We start from the raw sequence: 18,247 nt of genomic DNA on the forward strand, positions 1-18,247 counted from the left end.
ACGGTGGACAAAGCCGGACTACCGTTTGATTTCAGTGACTTGGACGCGCGCGTTTACGCCGTCTTAACCTTTGCCCAAGGGCCTAGATCGACAGCCGCACCGGGATCGCGCCCGGCATCCCTTGCGTCCCGCGCTCACGATATGGGGTGGTGTTGTAATGGCTGCGGTAGCACTTTGAGAAATGCGACGGGCTGGCAAAGCCGCAGGCCAGGGCGACGTTGATTACGCTCATGTCGGTCTGCATCAGAAGGTTGCGCGCCTTTTGCAGCCGCAACTCCATGTAATACCGTTTCGGCGAGCGGTTGAGGTAGCGGCGGAACAGACGCTCCAGCTGGCGGGTGGACATGCCCACTTCCTCGGCCAGGTCGGCGGGCGACATCGGGTCCTCGATGTTGCCCTCCATCATCTGGATGACCTGGCTCAACTTCGGATGCCGGACCCCGATGCGCGTCGGGATCGACAGGCGTTGGGTGTCCTGGTCGGTGCGGATCGAGGAATAGATCAACTGGTCGGCCACGGTGTTGGCCACATCCTCGCCCTGGTGGTTGGCGATGATCTTCAGCATCAGGTCGATTGAGGAAATCCCGCCCGCCGTGGTCCAGCGATTGCCGTCCATCACATAGACGGACTTGGTCAGCTTCACATCCTCGAATTCCTCGGAAAAGCCGTCCTGGTTTTCCCAGTGGATGGTGGCCTTCTTGCCGTCCAGAAGCCCCGCCTTGGCCAAGGCATGCGAGCCGGTGCAAAGCCCGCCGATGGTGATGCCGCGCCGTGCTTCGCGCCGCAGCCAGCTGATCACGCCCTTGGTCGTGGTGCGCTGGATGTCGATGCCGCCGCAGACCAGGACCGTGTCCTCGCGGTCCATCTCCTCCAGCCCCATGTCCAGCCGGAAGGTCGCGCCGTTCGAGCAGGTCTTTTCCGTGCCCTCGCCGCAGAGGACCCAGGTGTAAAGCGTCTCGCCCGCGACATGGTTCGCCAGGCGCAGCGGTTCGATTGCGCCGGCGAAGTTGATCATGGTGAACTTGTCCAAAAGCAGGAACACAAAGCGGCGCGGGCCTTGCGCCTTGGCGGTCTGGGTGGCTTTGCGGGGCGTAATGGACATTTCCGCGACCTGTTCATGTCGTTTGCGGGCTACGGAACCCCAAATATCGGCGCGCCGCAAGGGCCGAAACACGCGGTTTTCGCCCAAACTGGATTTGCCAAGGCGGAAACGGGGGCGTATACCGCTGGCCGATTGCAAGGCTCCGGAGTGGAACGATGACCAAGGGATGGACGAAATCGGCATGGCGCGCGAAACCGCGGGTCCAGATGCCGGATTATCCCGATCAGGGCGCGCTGTCGGCGGTCGAGGCGCAGCTGGGCAAGTACCCTCCGCTGGTCTTTGCCGGCGAGGCGCGGCGGCTGAAGAAGCAACTGGCGGCGGCCGGTGAGGGCAAGGCCTTCCTGTTGCAGGGCGGCGACTGCGCCGAAAGCTTTGCGGAATTCAGCGCCGACAACATCCGCGACACCTTCCGGGTGATGCTGCAGATGGCGGTCGTGCTGACCTATGCCGCCAAGGTGCCGGTCATCAAGGTGGGCCGGATGGCGGGCCAGTTCGCCAAGCCGCGCTCGGCCCCGACCGAGATCATCAACGGCGTGGAGCTGCCCAGCTACAAGGGCGACATCATCAACGGCTTCGAGCCGACGCCCGAGGCGCGGATTCCCGATCCGAACCGGATGCTGCAGGCCTATACCCAGGCGGCGGCGTCCTTGAACCTGCTGCGCGCGTTTTCGACGGGCGGTTTCGCCGATATCCACCGGGTCCATTCCTGGACGCTGGGCTTTGCGGAACACGACAAGGCCGAACGCTACCGCGAGATGGCGAACCGGATTTCCGACGCGCTGGACTTCATGAACGCGGCCGGGGTGAACTCCGACACCGCGAACGAGTTGAGCCGTGTGGACTTCTACACCAGCCACGAGGCGCTGCTTCTGGAATATGAAGAGGCGCTGGCGCGGGTGGACAGCATCACCGGCCAGAACGTCGCGGGGTCCGGTCACATGATCTGGATCGGCGACCGCACGCGGCAGCCCGACGGCGCGCATGTGGAATTCTGCCGCGGCGTGCTGAACCCGATCGGGTTGAAGTGCGGGCCGTCCACAACGGCCGAGGACCTGAAGGTCCTGATGGCCAAGCTGAACCCCGAGAACGAGCCGGGCCGCCTGACCCTGATCGCCCGCTTTGGCGCGGGCAAGGTGGGCGAGCATCTGCCGCGCCTGATCAAGACGGTGCAGGCGGAAGGGGCCAACGTGGTCTGGTCCTGCGACCCGATGCACGGCAACACGATCAAGGCGGCCTCGGGCTACAAGACCCGGCCGTTCGACAGCGTGCTACGCGAGGTGCGCGAGTTCTTCGCGATCCACAAGGCCGAGGGCACTGTTCCCGGCGGCGTGCATTTCGAGATGACGGGGCAGGACGTGACCGAATGCACCGGCGGGCTGCGCGCGGTCAGCGACGAGAACCTGGCCGACCGCTATCACACCGCCTGCGACCCGCGGCTGAATGCCAGCCAGTCGCTGGAACTGGCCTTCCTGGTGGCCGAAGAGCTGTCCAGCCAGCGCGAGGCCGCGCGGCGCGTGGCGCTGTAAGGTTTCGGTCAGGGAATTCGGGGGCGGCGGGGAAACCTGCCGCCCTTACTCTTTCGAGTGGACCAGCGTCAGGTGCGCGACCCGGCGCGAGGTGATGACCGGCACGGGCGCAGGGGCCGCGACGGGTTCGGGCCGGCCGAACAGGCGCTGTTCGCGGCGGCGGGCGATCTTGAACTTGCAGCGGCGCTGCGCCTCGGGCGCGAAGCCGAAGGCGCCCAGCACCAGCTTGCGGTCCTGGTCGTCGGCCAGGGGCATCAGCGCCAGCTGCGCGATCACCTGGCCGTTGCCGCGGTCCGAGACAAGGTCCAGCTCGGCCACGGCGGGTTCATGGGTCACCTGCTCCAGGATCTGGCCGACTAGGTCGCGCGTCTCGGCGCAGAAAAGGACGGTCAGGGGCAGGCCGCGCAGGTCCATCCCGCCGATCTCGGTCAGGGCCGAGCCGGCGATGCGCACCTGCGCCACGCCGCGTCCGATCCGTTCGGCCAGGAACACGCGGTCCAGAACGCCGGTCATGCCGCGCGGGTCCAGCGCCGCCCGTGTCGGGATCGCGCCCGCCTGGCGCAGGCTTTCCCAATAGGCGCGGACCTGCGACGGGCCGTCGAACACCACCGGCGCCGGGGTGGGCGAAGCGCGGAACCGCGCCAGTTCCAGGAATTTCAGGTCCATCGCGCCCTCGCGTGCCGGTTGCTTCGCGCTTGCAGCCTTGGGGCCGGTCGCGCCATGTAGCCACAATAGGCCGGATCGTGAAGATTCGGACGAAAATCTAATCAAATGGTAAATACCGCGCCCGGGCGGGGGAGGATGCACATGATCTCGATGACGGGCTTTGCCGCGCGGCGTGGGGCGGCGGTGGGCTACAGCTGGACCTGGGATCTGCGCAGCGTGAACGGCAAGGGGCTGGACCTGCGGCTGCGGCTGCCGGACTGGATCGACGGGCTGGAACTGGCGGTCCGGGCCGAGCTGCAGAAGGCGGTGACGCGGGGCAATGTCAGCCTTTCGCTGCGCGCCACCCAGGACAGCGGGGCCGAGGAGGCGGGCTTTCGGCTGAACGCGGGCCAGCTTGGCGCGGCGCTGGCGGCACTGGCGCGGGTCGAGGATGCGGCCATCGCCGCCGGGCTGACCCTGCGCCAGGCGACGGCGGCGGATGTGCTGACCCTGCGCGGCGTCCTGGACCAAAGCCAGCAGGACCAGGACACCGCACCCTTGCGCCAGGCGATCCTGGCCGATCTGCCGGCCCTTTTGGCCGATTTCGCGGCGATGCGCGCCAGCGAGGGCGCGGCGCTGGCGGCAGTCCTCACGACGCAGCTGGACCAGATCGCCACCCTGACCGCCGAGGCGCAGCGCGAGGCTGCCGCCCGCGCCGCCACCCAGGCCGATACCCTGCGGGACGGGCTGGCGCGCATCCTGTCGGCCACTGACGCGGTGGATGCCACGCGGCTGGCGCAGGAACTGGCGCTTCTGGCCGTCAAGACCGACGTGACCGAAGAGCTGGACCGTCTGGCCGCCCATGTCGCCGCCGCCCGCGCCCATGTCGCGGACCCCGCGCCGGTTGGCCGCAAGCTGGATTTCCTGATGCAGGAATTCATGCGCGAGGCGAACACGCTTTGCTCCAAGGCGCAGTCTCTGACCCTCACGCGCATCGGTCTTGACCTGAAAACGGTGATCGATCAGATGCGCGAGCAGGTCCAGAATGTGGAATAAGTAAATGACCCGGCGCGGGCTTCTCCTCATCCTTTCCTCGCCCTCGGGCGCCGGGAAATCCACCTTGTCGCGGATGCTGATGGCCTGGGACCCGACGATGAAATTCTCGGTCTCGGCCACCACGCGCAAGCCGCGCCCGGGGGAAGAGGACGGCCGCGAATACTATTTCCGCAGCCGCGAGGAGTTCCAGTCGATGGTCGCCGACGGCCAGATGCTGGAACATGCCGAGGTGTTCGGTAATTTCTACGGCTCGCCCCGTGGTCCGGTCGAAGCGGCGATGCAGGCCGGCACCGACACGGTTTTCGACATCGACTGGCAGGGCGGCCAGCAGGTCAAGCAGGCGATGCGCGGCGATGTGGTTTCTATCTTCATCCTGCCGCCCTCGATCGCCGAGCTTGACCGCCGCCTGCGCGCCCGCGCCCAGGACAGCGACGAGGTGATCGCCGGCCGCATGGCGAAAAGCCGCGACGAGATCAGTCATTGGCTGGAATATGACTATGTGCTGGTCAACCGCGAGGTGGACGAGACATTCGAGCAGTTGAAGGCGATCCTGACCGCCGAACGCCTGAAGCGTGAACGTCAGCCGCAGCTTTCCGCCTTTGTCCGCGCCCTGAACGAGGAGTTCGAAGCCCGATGATCTATGCCCTGGACGGAGTGGCCCCCCAGATCGACGCCAGCGCCTGGGTCGCGCCGGATGCAAACCTGATCGGCCGCGTGGTGCTGGAGGCCGAGGCCTCGGTCTGGTTCGGTGTGACGATGCGCGGCGACAACGAGGAAATCCGGGTCGGTCGCGGCTCGAACGTGCAGGAAAACTGCGTTCTGCATACGGATATGGGCTTTCCGCTGGTGATCGGCGCGGATTGCACAATCGGTCACAAGGCGATGCTGCATGGCTGCACCATCGGGGAAGGCACGCTGATCGGGATGGGCGCCACGATCCTGAACGGCGCGAAGATCGGGCGCGGCTGCCTGATCGGCGCCGGCGCCCTGGTGACCGAGGGGAAAGAGATCCCCGACGGCAGCCTGGTCATGGGCGCGCCCGGCCGCGTGGTGCGCGAACTGGATGCGGCGGGACGGGAACGGCTGCTGCTTTCAGCCGCCGGCTATCGGGCCAATGCGCGGCGCTTTCGTGCGGGACTGCGGGCGGTCTAGCTTGGCTCGACCAGTTCCAGCGTGATTCCCTGGCGCACGGCGTGGCTGCGCAACTCACGCAGGACGATCTGACGGTTCGGCAACTTTGGCGCCGCGATCCGCAAGACGCCCCGGAACCCGGCAGTTCCCAGCAGTTCGATCAGTTCCAGCGCATCGAACTCGTCGCAGAAGAGCGGCGCTACCACCAGTTCAAGCCCGGCCGGCAACACCGTCTGCTCACGCAGGGTGGCAAACGCGACCACGGTGGCCTCGTCCGTACGAATACCCTCGGGGAAGACCGCGTGCGGGATTCCAACGACCAGGCATCTTAGCTTCGGCGACATCGCGTTCCTTCCACCTTAGATCAGTGGCGCCGCGGTAACCGTGTCCAAGTGACTTCCGTGGGCCAACCTTTGTTCCGGGCAAAGGCCGGCAGCGAACCAATTCACTTACACGCGGCGCAGGTTACCGTTATTCCTGTCAGTGACAAGATGTCCGATTGCAAAAAAGTTAAGAGGTCTGTGCGCATGGACTGGGAAACCCTGCTGGCGGGGCTGCCGCTTCCCGCGATGCTGGTCGAGCGTGAGCGGGTGACCCTGTGCAACGCGGCCGGGTTGGAGTTGCTGGGGGCGGCGGTGGTGGGCCGGCACCCGGCGATGGCGGTGCGCGCGCCCGCGGTGCTGGAGGCGATCACGGCGGCGGCGGGGAAGGGCGGGGTTCACACCGCCCGCATGACCCTGCGCCGCGAGGGGCAGGATGTGATGCTGGCCGCTACCATCTCATCCCAGGGGGCGGGCCGGGTGCTGGTCGTCTTCCGCGACACCACCGAGGAAGAGCGGGCGGGGGAGATGCGGCGGGATTTCGTGGCGAACGTCAGCCATGAATTGCGGACGCCGCTGACCGCGTTGATGGGGTTCATCGAGACGCTGAAACACGCCGCAAAAGACGATCCGAAGGCGCGGGAGATGTTCCTGGGGATCATGGAGGGGGAGGCGGGGCGGATGAACCGGCTGGTGCGGGATCTGTTGCAGCTCTCGCGGGTCGAGGCGGAGGAGAGGGTGCGGCCGAAGGAGCCGGTGGAGTTGCGGGGGCTGCTGGAGGGGGTGATCTCGTCGCTGGCCGGGGTGGCGGCGAAGAATGGGGACCGGGTGGAGCTGACGGGCGACCCGGTGGTGGTGCCGGGGGATGCGGACCAGCTGGTGCAGGTCTTCACGAACCTGATCGAGAACGCGCTGAAATACGGGGCGGCGGGGCAGGTGGTGCGGGTCCGGCTTTCCCCGGAAAAGACGGTGCGGGGGCCGGCGGTGCGGGTGGAGGTCGCGGACGAGGGGGAGGGGATCGATCCGGTCCACCTGCCGCGGCTGACGGAGCGGTTCTACCGGGTCGATTCCCACCGGTCCCGCGAGATGGGGGGGACGGGGCTGGGGCTGGCCATCGTGAAGCACATCGTGAGCCGGCACCGGGGCTGGCTGCGGGTGGAGAGCGTGGTGGGCGAGGGGAGCCGGTTTTCGGTCGTCCTGCCGCTGGGGTGAGGTGGGGGCCGCAAGGGCTCCGGTTGTCCACGGTGGACATTTTCGGATTATGCTTTTGAATCAAGGGGTTAGTCGTGGGCGTTAGCGGTTTGTTAGGTAACTCCACACGCTCAACGTGAAGACATATCGCACTAGTCGGAACTGTTCACATGCAGTTGCGTTAGAACCGCTGTAACGAAAGGTTGAGAGACACAAACCACGTTCGGGGCATTAAGGCGTGGCTAGGTACGCTCCCAACTATGGGTTGGAATCGCAGCAGAAATCTGCTAGCGCATGCAAATGAATCAATGACACCGCGTAGGAAAATCTATGAGAACGATGGTTCGCGGCGAGGACTTGGCTGAAGTCGCCAAGGTTGTGGAGCGGCACTCGAACGGTGGCGTTAAGATTTCTGAGGTTGTGGAGGAAGTGGCAAGGACCCGGCACCTGCCTGAGTCCTCTGCTCGATTTGTTGTGCGCGTTGCGATAGACAAAGGCAAAGTTTGCACAGATCGTAATTTCAGGTTGCACTTGGGAAAGAACCGCTAATTACTGTTGCCGTGAAGGCACTCTAAGGTTCACGTCTTGCGTACAGATCGTTTCTCCGGCGCCTCTGAAGATGATCAGAGGCATCCGTTCCAGCGTGATCATGATAGGATACTTTACTCATCCTATTTTCATCGCCTAGCGGGCGTCACGCAAATTGTTCGAGCGGGGGAAGAGGATAGCTTCCATACAAGGCAACAGCATACTCACAAGGTTGCTCAAATTGGACGGCGGCTAGCGCAGAACCTTGTACGGAAGGCAACGAGCAATGGAATTGCATGTCCCAACATTGATCCCGAAGTTGTAGCTGCGGCAAGCCTTGCTCACGATCTAGGACACCCTCCATTTGGACACAAGGGAGAGTACACTCTCAACAGGATGCTCCAAGACCAAGGTGAAGAGGGTTACGAGGGGAATGCTCAGACATTCCGGATCATAACCAAACTGGCAGTGAGATTTGATGATCGGCCAGGCCTTGATCTTACAAGGGCTGTCTCCTGCGCGGTTCTAAAGTACCCGTGGCTGCGGGATGAAGGTAGTCGTGACAAGTCAAAGAAATGGTCGGCGTATAGGAGTGAAGCGCAGGAGTTCAATTGGGCTCGCGCGGGACAGCCTACGGACAGACAATCGCTCGAAGCCGAACTGATGGACTGGTCGGACGACATTGCCTATTCCGTGCACGACCTTGAGGACTTCCATCGTTGTAATCTTATTCCCTGGCATAAGGTACTTAACGACTCCGAAGAAAGAGAAAGAATCATTTCCCAAACTATTTCTAAGTGGCACGAAAAGCCCGAGAACGCCCCACAGTTGCTATCCGATGCATTTGAGAGTCTTAAGGAGCAGCTCGCTTTATACGGAGAGGTGCTTCAGGAAAGGTACGACGGCAGTTACGCCTTGCGGCTTGGTCTGCGTCAGATGACGTCGGCTCTAGTCGGCAACTTCATCTTACAAACTGATTTGCTCTCGCCACCAAAAATTTACGTTCCGCCTGAAACGCGGCACTCCGTTCTGCTGCTCAAGACAATGGCACGCGACTACATAATTGCAAACCCAGCACTTGCTGCGCAGCAAAAAGGACAAGAGCGTATAATTCGCGAACTGTTCGGAATGATAATTGAAGATACGAGATGGGGAGTAGATGGCTCTCACAAGTTGCCAGATTACTTGCCGAAGCGAATGTCATATCTCACGGATTTCAGCAAAACTGTACAACGCTTTGCAGCCGACTGCATTTCTTCGCTTACCGAAAGGGAGGCAACCCGACTTCACTCAAGGCTCGTTGGCTATGAGGGCGGTTCGGTTCTAGACCCAATCGTACGCTAATTACGCCTAAGAATTTTCCGGCTACGACCCCTCACAACCTCCCCAACCGCTCCGTCAACAGCCGGTAGAACCCGTCCCGGTCCACGCCGCCCATGAACATCGCGTTGGGCTCCCTACCGCTCACGCGCCACCAGTCGGCGACGGTCATGCCGAGGGTGAGCTCTGATCCCGTCTCGATCTCCACGTTGATGTGGCGGCCGGTGAAGAGGGCGGGCTCCAAGAGGTAGGCGATCACGCAGGGGTCGTGCAGGGGGGCGCCTTCGCTGCCGTATTTGGCGGTGTCGAAGCGTTCGAAGAAATCGGTCCAGCTTGCGACGGCCTGGCCGACGGGGGTGCCGAGGGCGCGCATCTCCTCGACCCAGGCGCGGGAGGTCAGGGCCTTGTGGGTGACGTCGAGGGGCATCACCACCAGGGGCACGCCGGATTTGAACACGATATCAGCGGCTTCGGGGTCGACATAGATGTTGAACTCGGCCGCGGGGGTGATGTTGCCGCCCTCAAAACAGCCGCCGCCCATCAGGACGATCTCGGCCACGCGGGGGATGATGTCGGGGGCGCGCTGGAAGGCAGTGGCGATGTTGGTGAGGGGGCCGAGGGGGCAGAGGGTGATGGTGCCTGCGGGATGGGCGCGCAGGGTGTCGATCAGGTAGTCAACGGCGTGCTGGTCCTGGAGGGGGTGGGTCGGATCGGGCAGCGGGATGCCGTCGAGACCGGTCTTGCCGTGGACGTATTCGGCGGTGACGAGGGTGCGTTTCAGGGGCGCGTCGCAGCCGGCGTAGACCGGGGTCTGGTGGCCGGCAAGCTGGACGATGGTGCGGGCGTTCTTCTGGGTGAGGGGGAGCGGCACGTTGCCCGCGACGGCGGTGAGGGCGAGGACCTCAAGTTCCGGCGAGGCGAGGGCGAGGAGGATGGCGACGGCGTCGTCCTGGCCGGGGTCGGTGTCGATGATGATCTTGCGGGGCATGGGCGACTCCTTTTGGCGGAGGAGACCGGGGCGCGCGCGGATTGTCCAGAGGGTTCGCCCCCCTTCACGGGGAAGGGGGGCGGGAGGGGTCAGCCGTCGAAGTTCACGGTTTCCATGATCTTCACCGCGGCGGGGCGCTGTGCGGCGATGTCGGCGAGGGGGGTGGTGTCGGCGGTGAACTCACCCCACGAGGCGACGAGGGCGGAGCGTTCGACGCCGGGTTTCACCGGGTATTCGTGGTTGGTCTCGGCGTAGATCTTCTGGGCGGCGTCCGAGGCGAGCCATTCCATGAATTTCAGCGCGTTTTCCTTGTTCGGGGCGGATTTGGTCATGGCGACGCCGGAGATGTTGAGGTGGGTGCCGCCGGCCTCGAACGTCGGGAAGAGGATGTTGACGGATTCGGCGGCGGGGACCTGTTCGGGGTCGGCGATCATCTGGCCCATGTAGTAGGTGTTGCCGATGGCGATGTCGCATTCGCCGGCCGCGATGGCCTTGACCTGGTCGCGGTCGCCGCCGTCGGGCTTCCTTGCGAGGTTGGCCTTCAGGCCCTCGGCCCAGGTGGTGGCATAGGCCTCGTCATGGTGGGTGATGATCGCGCCGAGGAGGGCGACGTTGTAGTCGTGCAGGCCCGAGCGCGAGCAGATGCGGCCGCGCCATTTTTCCGAGGCGAGGTCTTCGTAGGTAGTGATCTCGCCGGGCTGCACGCGGTCCTTGGCGGCATAGATGATGCGGGCGCGGGCGGTCAGGCCGAACCAGAGGTCATTCGGGTCGCGCAGTTCGGCGGGGATGTTGGTTTCCAGAACCTCGGACTGGACGGGCTGCAGGACATCGGCCTCGACGATCTGCAAGAGGCGCGCGATGTCGACGGTGAGGACCAGGTCGGCGGGGGAGCGGTCGCCCTCGGCCACCAGACGCTCGGCCATGCCCTTGTCCACGAAGGCCACGTTGACCTTGACCCCCGTCTCGGCGGTGAAGGCATCGACGAGGGGCTGGATCAGTTCCGGCTGGCGGTGGGAGTAGACGTTGATTTCCTGGGCCAGGACCGGCGTGGTGCAGGCGAGAAGGGCGAGGGTCGAGAGGCGCAGCATTGCTGACTCCTTTGGTCGGGTTTACGGGGCGGGTTAAACCTGAGTCTTTTGCTTGGGTCAAGAGGCTGAGTGAAATGGTCGGATAATTTTGCGGCCGCTGCGCCTTGGGGCGGCGGGGGAGCCTCCGGCGGGGATATTTGGGCAAAGATGAATGGGCGAGGTCAGGCGGTGTTGGCCTGGCGCGGGCTGGAAGGCGCGGGTTTGGCGGGGATGCTTGTCTGTGTGAAGGGGGCGGTAATCTTGCGCCGCTGCGCCACCGGGGGGCGGGGGAGCCTCCGGCGGGGATATTTGGGCCAGTATGAAAGACCGAAGGCGCGCGTGGAGGTGGTCAGGCAACAGACCGGACCCTGGGCGACGGGGGGCGGGACTGGGCCGGATCAGGGCCTGGTTTGGTCCTTTGCCTTGTCCTCGGCCTTGGCGCGGTTCCAGAGCGCGTCCATCTCGGCCAGGTCGCTGTCGGCGGGGGTGCGGCCGGTTTCGGCCAGCCAGTCCTCGATCCGGGCGAAGCGGCGCGTGAACTTCTGGTTGGCGGCGCGCAGGGCGGCTTCGGGATCGACGTGCAGGTGGCGGGCGAGGTTGGCCATGACGAAGAGGAGGTCGCCGATTTCTTCGGTCAGGGCGGCGTGGGTGAGGGTGTCGCGGGCCTCGACGACCTCACGCGCTTCCTCGACCAGCTTGTCGAGGACTTCGCCGGTCGAGGGCCAGTCGAAGCCGACGCGGGCGGCGCGGTTTTGCAGTTTCAGGGCACGGGTCAGGGCGGGAAGCGACGGGGCGATGCCGTCGAGGGTTCGGGCGGGACCGCGTTCGCGGGCCTTCTGCGCCTCCCAGTCGCGGGTCTGCTGTTCGGGCGTCTTGTCGCGGCTTTCGCTGCCGAACACATGCGGGTGGCGGGCGATCATCTTGTCGCTGATGGCCGCGACGACATCGGCGAAGGTGAAATGCCCAGCCTCGGCCGCCATTTGCGCGTGGTAGACGGTCTGGAACAGAAGGTCGCCAAGCTCGCCCTTGAGGTCGGGCCAGTCGGCGCGGTCGATGGCATCGGCAACCTCGAACGCCTCTTCCAGGGTGTAGGGCGCGATGGTGGCGAAGCTTTGCTCGATGTCCCAGGGGCAGCCGGTGGCGGGGTCGCGCAGGGCGGCCATGATGGCGAGCAGGCGGTCGATGCCGGAGGGGGGAAGGGTTTCGGTCATGGGGTGCGCCCGATCTGGAAGGTTCGGGCACAGGATAGGGGATTGGTGGGCCGTGTCACGCCCGCCAGGCCTAGAAGGTCAGGCTGGCGCGCAGGCTGAGCGTGTCGAAGGTCGTGTCGGCCTTAAGGAAGGACAGGGACGAGGCCGTGCCGGAAACGTCGCGCGTCACGTATTCGGCGCCTACGGTCAGGCGTTCAGACAGGACCAGCTCTGCGCCAAGGCCGTAACTTGTGCCCTGCATGTCGAAAGTGTTCGTAGGGTTGTCGTAGAGGAAAACCTTGGACCGGCCGACAAGGCCGTAGATCAGCATGTTGTTTGTCGCAAAGCCGATCCGGGCCTTTAGATCGAGAATCTTCTGGAATTCCGAAGTCGCAACACCCTCGATTCCGGCACTGTCAGCCGTTCCATAGGACAGCTCAGCACCAAAGACCGCGCGGCCGCGTTGAAAGAGATAGCCCGCATGGAGCGCGGTGTAGGTCCCGCTGGTGACGTCGTAGACCCCTGGGATCGGGCTGGTTGTGAGGTCGCCCGAGACTGACCCGAGCGTCAGGCCGACATAGGCCCCAGACCAGTCGTGGCTGGCTGGCGCGGGCGTTGCCGACGGGGCGGGCTCGTCGCCGACCAACGTGGGTCCACCGGCATATGCCGGCGAGGACAGGGATAGAGCGAGGCTGACGGCTGCTGCTGATTTCATGATGCGCCTCCTGTGGCTGTGTGCCGCCGTATCGCGACCCTTGGCATCTGGATAGGCCAGGGAGAGTGGAACCTTGGATAATCTGCGGCGCGATGCAGGCTGGCATCACTGGTGGGCGGTCGCGACACTTTCGCCGCGCAGGGTCTGGGCAAGATAGATTGCGGTCAGCGGCGAATTCCGATTTGATCAAAGGACACGCAAGGAGACTGTCATGCCCGTTCTGAACCGTATCGCCTCATATGCCGACGAGATGAAGGGGTGGCGGCGGTATTTGCACCAGCATCCTGAACTGGCGTTCGACTGCCATCAGACCGCGGCCTGGATCGGCGAGCGGCTGCGCGAGATGGGGGTGGACGAGATCCATGAGGGGATCGCCAAGACCGGGATCGTGGCCGTGATCAAGGGGCGCGGGGAAGGGCCTGTCATCGGGCTGCGGGCCGATATGGACGCGCTGCCGATCGAAGAGCTGACCGGCGCGCCCTATGCCAGCATGGTGCCGGGCAAGATGCATGCCTGCGGCCATGACGGGCATGTGACGATGCTGCTGGGCGCGGCGAAGTATCTGGCCGAGACGCGGAATTTTGCAGGCTCGGTCGCGCTGTTGTTCCAGCCGGCGGAAGAGGACGGCGGCGGCGGGCAGGTGATGGTGCAGGAGGGGGTGATGGACCGGTTCGGGATCACCCAGGTCTACGGCATCCACAACGCTCCGAACGTGCCGTTTGGGCATTTCACGACGACTCCGGGGCCGCTGATGGCGTCGGTGGATACCGCGTTTGTCTATATCACCGGCAAGGGCGGTCACGGCGCCACGCCGCATGAATGTGTGGACCCGGTGGTCGCGGTCGTGGGGATGGTCGGGGCGGTGCAGACGATCATCCCGCGCAACGTCTATGCCCTGGACGAGGCGGTGATCAGCGTGACGCAGATCCATACCGGGACCGCCAGCAACATCATCCCGGAAGAGGCGATGTTTTGCGCGACGATCCGTTGCTTCAAGCCGGACGTGCGGGCGCTGCTGAAGAAGCGGTTCTTCGAGATCGTCGAGGGGCATGCGGCGGCCTATGGCGTGACGGCGCGGATCGACTATGACTGGGGCTATCCCGCGACGATCAACCACGAGGACGAGACCGATTTCGCCGCCGAAGTGGCGCGCGAGGTGGTCGGGGCCGATGCGGTGGACGCGCGGGCCAACCGCGAGATGGGGTCGGAGGATTTCAGCTATATGCTGGAGGCGCGGCCGGGGGCCTATCTGTTCCTGGGGACCGGGCCGGGGGCGGGGCTGCACCATCCGGCTTATGACTTCAACGACGAGGTCGCGCCGGTGGGGGCAAGTTTCTTTGCCCGGCTGGTCGAGCGGGCTCAGCCGCTGGGCTGACGAAGGGCCGGGATCAGGGCAAAGCCGATCTGGCCGGCCAGGCCAAGGGCGCCTGCGGGGGTGGTCATCGCGACCAGGAACTGCGCGGGCGTCTGGCCGAAGGCGAGGGCGGTGAGACCCTCCAACAGCATCAGGAGCGCGAAGGCCAGGACGGCCAGGGCGGGGCGCTGCGCGGGCGGGAGTGGCCAGCGTTTGACGACGCGGCCAGCAACCAACCAGGAGAGGGCGAGGACCAGCGGCACCTCCAGCGCCACGGCCAGAAGGGGGCCGGTCGCGGGGGCGATCAGCGTGACGCGCAGCGCGCCAAGCGCGAAGGCCAGGGCAAAGACTGGCAACGTGTAGGCCAAGGCTGACTTGACGAGGGCAGACATCTGGGCGCCTTCTTCTGCTTCATTCCCGGGGGGCTTTGCCTTCCACATCGCATGGAAGGAGATCCCTTTGAAGCTGTCCGTTCTTGCCGCCCTGGTTCTGGCCGGCCCTGCGTTTGCTGATGACTATGTCAGCTTCCAGTCACCCACCGGCAATATCCATTGTGCGATCTTCCAGGACCGGGAGGGTGCCGTCGCGCGCTGCGACCTGCGGGAGTTGGTGCCAAGCTTTACCCGCGCCCCGGCGGATTGCGAGTTCGACTGGGGTTCCGCCTTCGGGGTGGAGGACCGGGGCAAGGGCTATCTGGCCTGTGTGTCCGATGCCGTGGCGGACCGGGGCAATCCGGTGCTGCCCTATGGCTAGGCGGTTTCGCTGGGTGGGATTTCCTGCGTCTCGGCCAAGACCGGGATGACCTGCACCAATGCGGAAGGGCATGGGTTCAGCGTGGCGAAGGCGAAGCAGCGGCCGTTCTAGGGCGGTGGCGCTGCGGGGCGGCGGTGGACGCTCCGCGGGGGATATTTGCGCCAGTATGAAAGCGCGAATCGCGGGACTGCGGTTGCCTTGGTCCTGGTGGGGGCCGGATCAACCTTTGGACGCCATCGCAGGGTGACCCGCAACCTTTGGAACAAGGCGGGGCTGGCCGGGTTTTGATCAAAATGCTAGTCTGGTGCTGTTATCCAACTGCATCATTCACCGCGAAGGAGACCCGACATGACCGCCCCGATGGCCCTGGCACGGCCCGGCCCCGATGCCCTTTGGGAGATGGACCGGCAGCACCTGTTGCACCCCTGGACGAACTTTGGCCCCTTTGAACGCGAGGGGTCCCTGGTGATGGTGCGGGGCGAGGGCTGTTACCTTTGGGATGCCGAGGGGCGGCGCTATCTGGATGCCGTGGGCGGCATGTGGTGTACCAATGTGGGCCTGGGCCGGCGCGAGATGGCGCAGGCGATTGCCGAGCAGGTGGAGCGGCTGGCGTTCTCGAACACCTTTGTCGATGTGACGAACGAGCCTTCGGCGAAGCTGGCGGCCAGACTGGCCGCGCTGGCGCCGGGCGATCTGAACCGGGTGCATTTCACCACCGGGGGGTCGACGGCGGTGGATACGGCGGTGCGGATGGTCTGGTACTGGCAGACCTGCATGGGCCGGCCCGGCAAGACCGATATCGTGGCGCGGGATCACAGCTATCACGGGTCCACCTACCTGTCGCAGTCGGTGGGCAAGCGGCCGGGCGACCGGGTGGAGGAGTTCCGCTACAAGGAGACCGGCATCCACCACCTGAGCGCGCCAAACCCCTACCGTCGCCCCGAGGGCATGAGCGAGGCAGAGTTCTGCGACGCGCTGGTGGCCGAGTTCGAGGCGCTGATCGCGCGCGTGGGTGCAGACCGGATCGGCGGCTTCATCGCGGAGCCGATCCAGGCCAGCGGCGGGGTGATCGTGCCGCCCGAAGGCTATTTGCGCCGGATGTGGCAGGTCTGCCAGCGCCACGACATCCTGTTCATCGCCGACGAGGTGGTGACGGCCTTCGGGCGGCTGGGCCACTGGTTCGCCAGCGAGGCGGAGTTCGGGGTGGTGCCGGACTTGATCACCTGCGCCAAGGGCCTGACCTCGGGTTACTTGCCTTTGGGCGCGGTGATCTTCAGCGACCGGATCTGGGAGGCGATGGCGGCCAAGGGCGAGCGGTGGTTCACCAGCGGCTTCACCTATTCAGGCCATCCGGTCGCCTGTGCGGCAGGGCTGACGTCGATCGAGATCATCGAGCGCGAGGGTCTTTTGGAGCAGGCCGCGACGGTGGGGGATTATTTCATCGACCGGCTGAAAGGGCTGGAGGCGCTGCCGCTGGTGGGCCAGGTCCGGGGGCGGCGGCTGATGGTCTGCGTCGAGAACGTTGCGGACAAACTGACGAAGGAGCCGCTGCCGGACGGGGTGAACGAATCCAAGCGCATCTCGGATGCGGCCGAGGCGATGGGAATGATGGTGCGGCCGATGGGCCATCTGAACGTGATGTCGCCGCCGCTGACGATCACGCGCGATCAGGTGGATTTCGTGACCGAGACACTGGAAAAGGCGATCCGGCAGGTGACGGACGAGTTGGTCCGCGAGGGCCACCGGATCGGCTGAGCCGCGCCGGAATTCAGGACATTCCGGAACGATTTCCGAATGGAAATCCTGGCGCGGGTGGCAAGGGGACGGCTTGACTTCACCGGGGCGCGCGGGTTTCCTGCGGCCCCGGATCCGCGCGTCTCCGTTGAACGACTGCGCCGACAGACCCGAGACATCTCATGGCACTTGAAGACGCGAAAACGCAGGTCGACACTGCGTTCACCAGGACCACGCAACGGGGCTATGCCTTTGAAAACGCCTTTGGCGGCGCGACAAGTTTCCTGCGGCGGACCTATACCAAGGACCTGGCCGGGGTCGATCTGGCGATCACCGGGGTGCCCTTCGATCAGGCGGTGACCCACCGGGCCGGCACTCGGTTCGGGCCGCGCGCAATCCGCGAGGCCAGCACCTTGCAGGCCTATGACCCGCCATTCGGCTGGCCGACCAATCCCCTGGAAGAGATGACTGTCGTCGATTACGGCGATCTGGCGTTCGACTATGCCAAGGTGTCGGATTTTCCCGAAGCCCTGACCGCGCATATCCGGGGCATCCTGGCCGCCGGGACCGGGACGGTCACGCTGGGGGGCGACCATTACATCACCTTCCCGATCCTGAAAGCCTATGCCGAAAAGTTCGGCCCCCTGGGCGTGATCCATTTTGACGCGCATTCCGACCTCTGGCCGGATGACGATTTAAGCCGGATCGACCACGGCACGATGCTGTACAAGGCGGTGAAGCAGGGCTACGTCGACCCTGCGCGCAGCGTGCAGATCGGCATCCGCACGGTGACCGAGGATTACCTGGGCGTGAACGTCATCACCGCGCGCGAGGCGCATGAATGGGGCGTGGAGCGGGTGGTCGACACCGTGAAGGGCATCGTCGGCGACCGGCCGACGTATCTGACCTTTGACATCGACGCGCTGGACCCGGCCTTTGCGCCGGGCACCGGGACCCCGGTCTGGGGCGGGCTTGCGTCCTGGCAGGCGGCTGCGATGCTGCGGGACCTGGCGGGGATCAACCTGGTCGGGGGCGATGTGGTCGAGGTCTCGCCGCCCTATGACACCACCGGGGCGACGGCGATTGCCGGGGCGCATGTGGCCTATGAACTGATCTGCCTTTACCATTGGGCGCGGACGCAAAGATGAGGAGACGGGGCATGGTGGGCTATCTGGCAGTCGGGCTGGTTCTGGCCTTGGTCCTGTTCGGTGCCTATGTCCGCCTTGCCCCCTCTGACGCTGCGGTCTGGCATGTGGACCCTTCGGCCGGCTTGGCCGAGGGGCTGGCCCTGTCGCGCCTGGGCGAGGTGCCGCAGATTGCGACGACGCTGAACGCGGCCGCTGTGCGGGTCGAGGCGCAGGGGCCGGACCGCGTGGCGCTGGCGCGGCTGGACAAGATCGCCCTGGCCAACCCCCGGACGACACGGTTGGCCGGCAGCCCCGAGGAGGGGCGGATCACCTGGGTCACGCGCTCGGCGCTGTGGGGGTTTCCCGATTACACCACGGCGCAGGCGATGACGCTGGATGTGGCGACCAGCGAGGTCATGATCCTGGCCCGGTCCCGGTTCGGCAAGGGCGACATGGGGGTGAACGCGGCGCGGCTGCGCGATTGGCTGTCGCGGCTTTGA

19 protein-coding genes are annotated in these 18,247 nt (G+C 65.1%); 11 read left to right on the top strand and 8 right to left on the bottom strand.

The features are described from left to right. Positions 1 to 82: 82 nt before the first annotated feature. Positions 83 to 1,102: a GlxA family transcriptional regulator gene (locus tag CXR42_RS02645; protein ID WP_103255951.1), complete on the bottom strand. Its 1,020-nt coding sequence runs from the start codon at positions 1,100 to 1,102 to the stop codon at positions 83 to 85. A 155-nt stretch (positions 1,103 to 1,257) separates the two neighbouring features. On the opposite strand from CXR42_RS02645, the gene CXR42_RS02650 reads away from it, so the two are divergent. Continuing rightward, positions 1,258 to 2,628 carry a class II 3-deoxy-7-phosphoheptulonate synthase gene (locus tag CXR42_RS02650; RefSeq protein ID WP_103255952.1) on the top strand — a complete coding sequence of 457 codons (1,371 nt, stop codon included), beginning with the start codon at positions 1,258 to 1,260 and terminating at the stop codon, positions 2,626 to 2,628. A 45-nt stretch (positions 2,629 to 2,673) separates the two neighbouring features. Here the strand turns inward: CXR42_RS02650 and CXR42_RS02655 are convergent, their stop codons facing one another. Next, positions 2,674 to 3,294: a PAS domain-containing protein gene (locus CXR42_RS02655; protein WP_146037983.1), complete on the bottom strand. Its 621-nt coding sequence runs from the start codon at positions 3,292 to 3,294 to the stop codon at positions 2,674 to 2,676. A 135-nt stretch (positions 3,295 to 3,429) separates the two neighbouring features. Here CXR42_RS02655 and CXR42_RS02660 point away from each other — a divergent pair, with 135 nt between their 5' ends. Genes CXR42_RS02660 through CXR42_RS02670 form a run of 3 tightly spaced genes read left to right on the top strand, consistent with a single transcriptional unit; the run spans position 3,430 to position 5,481 of the window. After that, positions 3,430 to 4,329, top strand: coding sequence for a YicC/YloC family endoribonuclease (locus tag CXR42_RS02660; protein WP_425444834.1), 900 nt, complete (start codon positions 3,430 to 3,432; stop codon positions 4,327 to 4,329). A gap of 4 nt (positions 4,330 to 4,333) precedes the next feature. Next, complete coding sequence (gmk, locus tag CXR42_RS02665; RefSeq protein WP_103255954.1) at positions 4,334 to 4,966, top strand: guanylate kinase; 633 nt, start codon at positions 4,334 to 4,336, stop codon at positions 4,964 to 4,966. Then, complete coding sequence (locus CXR42_RS02670; RefSeq protein WP_103255955.1) at positions 4,963 to 5,481, top strand: gamma carbonic anhydrase family protein; 519 nt, start codon at positions 4,963 to 4,965, stop codon at positions 5,479 to 5,481. The genes gmk and CXR42_RS02670 overlap by 4 nt, the downstream gene beginning before the upstream one ends. Here CXR42_RS02670 and CXR42_RS02675 read toward each other — a convergent pair. Further along, the gene (locus tag CXR42_RS02675) at positions 5,478 to 5,804 is read right to left on the bottom strand and encodes a hypothetical protein (RefSeq protein WP_146037984.1); all 327 of its coding nucleotides are present in this window, start codon (positions 5,802 to 5,804) and stop codon (positions 5,478 to 5,480) included. The two genes, CXR42_RS02670 and CXR42_RS02675, sit on opposite strands and share 4 nt — an antisense overlap. Positions 5,805 to 5,987: 183 nt before the next feature. Between CXR42_RS02675 and CXR42_RS02680 the strand changes: the two genes are divergently transcribed. Both CXR42_RS02680 and CXR42_RS02685 read left to right on the top strand, forming a co-directional pair. Then, entirely contained in the window at positions 5,988 to 6,992 is a 1,005-nt protein-coding gene (locus CXR42_RS02680) for a sensor histidine kinase (protein ID WP_103255957.1), read from the top strand. A gap of 564 nt (positions 6,993 to 7,556) precedes the next feature. Then, positions 7,557 to 8,843, top strand: coding sequence for a deoxyguanosinetriphosphate triphosphohydrolase family protein (locus CXR42_RS02685; protein ID WP_103255958.1), 1,287 nt, complete (start codon positions 7,557 to 7,559; stop codon positions 8,841 to 8,843). Positions 8,844 to 8,874: 31 nt separating this feature from the next. Here the strand turns inward: CXR42_RS02685 and CXR42_RS02690 are convergent, their stop codons facing one another. The 4 genes from CXR42_RS02690 to CXR42_RS02705 all read right to left on the bottom strand — a co-directional run bounded on the left by CXR42_RS02690 (position 8,875) and on the right by CXR42_RS02705 (position 12,779). Further along, positions 8,875 to 9,807, bottom strand: a complete 933-nt coding sequence (locus tag CXR42_RS02690; RefSeq protein WP_103255959.1) for a nucleoside hydrolase — start codon at positions 9,805 to 9,807, stop codon at positions 8,875 to 8,877. Positions 9,808 to 9,896: 89 nt separating this feature from the next. Then, on the bottom strand, positions 9,897 to 10,895 hold the full coding sequence (locus CXR42_RS02695) for a Fe(3+) ABC transporter substrate-binding protein (protein WP_103255960.1): 999 nt from the start codon (positions 10,893 to 10,895) through the stop codon (positions 9,897 to 9,899). A gap of 377 nt (positions 10,896 to 11,272) precedes the next feature. After that, positions 11,273 to 12,085 (bottom strand): nucleoside triphosphate pyrophosphohydrolase, encoded by an 813-nt coding sequence (gene mazG, locus CXR42_RS02700; RefSeq protein ID WP_103255961.1) that lies wholly within the window; start codon positions 12,083 to 12,085, stop codon positions 11,273 to 11,275. Between the two features lie 70 nt (positions 12,086 to 12,155). Then, the gene (locus tag CXR42_RS02705; protein ID WP_103255962.1) at positions 12,156 to 12,779 is read right to left on the bottom strand and encodes an outer membrane protein; all 624 of its coding nucleotides are present in this window, start codon (positions 12,777 to 12,779) and stop codon (positions 12,156 to 12,158) included. A gap of 211 nt (positions 12,780 to 12,990) precedes the next feature. On the opposite strand from CXR42_RS02705, the gene CXR42_RS02710 reads away from it, so the two are divergent. Next, entirely contained in the window at positions 12,991 to 14,154 is a 1,164-nt protein-coding gene (locus tag CXR42_RS02710) for a M20 aminoacylase family protein (protein ID WP_103255963.1), read from the top strand. On the opposite strand, the gene CXR42_RS02715 is transcribed toward CXR42_RS02710, so the two are convergent. After that, positions 14,139 to 14,525: a hypothetical protein gene (locus tag CXR42_RS02715; protein ID WP_146037985.1), complete on the bottom strand. Its 387-nt coding sequence runs from the start codon at positions 14,523 to 14,525 to the stop codon at positions 14,139 to 14,141. The two genes, CXR42_RS02710 and CXR42_RS02715, sit on opposite strands and share 16 nt — an antisense overlap. 67 nt (positions 14,526 to 14,592) lie before the next feature. Here CXR42_RS02715 and CXR42_RS02720 point away from each other — a divergent pair, with 67 nt between their 5' ends. The 4 genes from CXR42_RS02720 (at position 14,593) to CXR42_RS02735 (ending at position 18,247) form a co-directional block, all read left to right on the top strand. Next, the gene (locus CXR42_RS02720; RefSeq protein ID WP_103255965.1) at positions 14,593 to 14,886 is read left to right on the top strand and encodes a DUF6636 domain-containing protein; all 294 of its coding nucleotides are present in this window, start codon (positions 14,593 to 14,595) and stop codon (positions 14,884 to 14,886) included. Positions 14,887 to 15,234: 348 nt separating this feature from the next. After that, on the top strand, positions 15,235 to 16,641 hold the full coding sequence (locus tag CXR42_RS02725; RefSeq protein WP_103255966.1) for an aminotransferase: 1,407 nt from the start codon (positions 15,235 to 15,237) through the stop codon (positions 16,639 to 16,641). A gap of 161 nt (positions 16,642 to 16,802) precedes the next feature. Then, positions 16,803 to 17,768 carry an agmatinase gene (speB, locus tag CXR42_RS02730; protein WP_103255967.1) on the top strand — a complete coding sequence of 322 codons (966 nt, stop codon included), beginning with the start codon at positions 16,803 to 16,805 and terminating at the stop codon, positions 17,766 to 17,768. Between the two features lie 11 nt (positions 17,769 to 17,779). Continuing rightward, the gene (locus tag CXR42_RS02735; RefSeq protein ID WP_245875323.1) at positions 17,780 to 18,247 is read left to right on the top strand and encodes a DUF1499 domain-containing protein; all 468 of its coding nucleotides are present in this window, start codon (positions 17,780 to 17,782) and stop codon (positions 18,245 to 18,247) included.

Source organism: Tabrizicola aquatica (assembly GCF_002900975.1).
In the GTDB taxonomy this organism is placed as follows: Bacteria; Pseudomonadota; Alphaproteobacteria; order Rhodobacterales; family Rhodobacteraceae; genus Tabrizicola; species Tabrizicola aquatica.